Annotated in this window: 1 protein-coding gene; it reads left to right on the forward strand. The window is 71.4% G+C overall.

Annotation, left to right across the window (positions count from 1 at the left end):
* On the forward strand, positions 1 to 1,299 hold a 1,299-nt coding region (locus tag FNH04_RS46080), incomplete at both ends, for an ERAP1-like C-terminal domain-containing protein (RefSeq protein WP_194237066.1).

Genomic DNA, 1,299 nt, shown 5'->3' on the forward strand with positions numbered 1-1,299 from the left:
ATGGCCGAGATCAACGACCTTGACGACGTCCTCCTCAACTTCGACGGCATCTCCTACGCCAAGGGCGCCTCCGCACTACGGCAGCTCGTGACCTGGCTCGGCGAGAAGGACTTCCTCGCCGGCATCAACACCCACTTCGCCCGGCACAAATTCGGCAACGCCACCCTCGCCGACTTCATCGACTCCCTCGCGAGCGCCACCGAACGCGACGTCCACGCCTGGGCCGAATCCTGGCTGCGCACCACCGGCGTCGACACCCTCACCCCGAAGGTCACCAGGGCCGACGACGGCACCTACACACTCACCGTCGACCACGCGGGCAGCCGCCCGCACCGCATCGCCGTCGGCCTCTACGACCCGGACCCCGGCGACGACGGCCACCTCGTCCTGCGCGACCGCCCCGAACTCGACATCCCCCAGAACACAGCCACACCCGTCGGCAAGCGGCCCGCACTGCTCCTCCTCAACGACGGCGACCTCACCTACGCCAAGATCCGCTTCGACCCCGACTCCTTCACCACCATCCGCGACAACCTGTCAGGCCTGCCCGACCCACTGACCCGCGCCACCATCTGGAACGCCCTGCGGGACGCCGTCCGCGACGGCGAACTGCCCGCCACCGCCTACCTCGACGCGGCCCGCGCCCACCTGCCGCACGAGAGCGACCTGGCACTGGTCCAAGGCGTCCTGTCGTTCGCCTCCACCCAGATCGCCAACCGCTTCCTGACCGACGAGGACCGGCCCGCCGCCCTGTCCACCCTCACCACCGTGTGCCGCGACCTCATCCGCCGCACCGAGGACGGCTCCCACCCCGGACTGCGCCTCACCGCCGTACGCCACTTCATCGACGTCGCAGCCCACCCCGACACGATCGCCGAATGGCTCGCCGACGGCACCGTGCCCGGCGGCCCCGAACTCGACCCCGAACTGCGCTGGCGCGTTCTCGGCCGCCTCGCCGTCCTCGGCGCCACCGACGAGACCGCCATCGCCGCCGAGCTCGAGAGCGACCCCAGCGCCACCGGCCAGGAAGGCGCCGCCCGCTGCCGCGCCGCGCTGCCCGACCCCGACAGCAAGCGCACAGCATGGGACGCGATGTTCTCCCACGACGACTCCACCGACCTGTCCAACTACCTCTTCACCGCGACCGCCCGCGGCTTCTGGCAGCCCGAACAGGCCGAGCTGGTACAGGAGTACGTCGAGCGGTACTTCACCGACGCGGTCACCCTCGCCGCCCGCCGCGGCCCCGCCATCGCAGACGCGGCAGGCCGCTGGGCCTTCCCCGCCCACGCCGTCCAGGCC

This window comes from Streptomyces phyllanthi (assembly GCF_009377205.1).
GTDB classification, from domain to species: Bacteria; Actinomycetota; Actinomycetes; order Streptomycetales; family Streptomycetaceae; genus Streptomyces; species Streptomyces phyllanthi.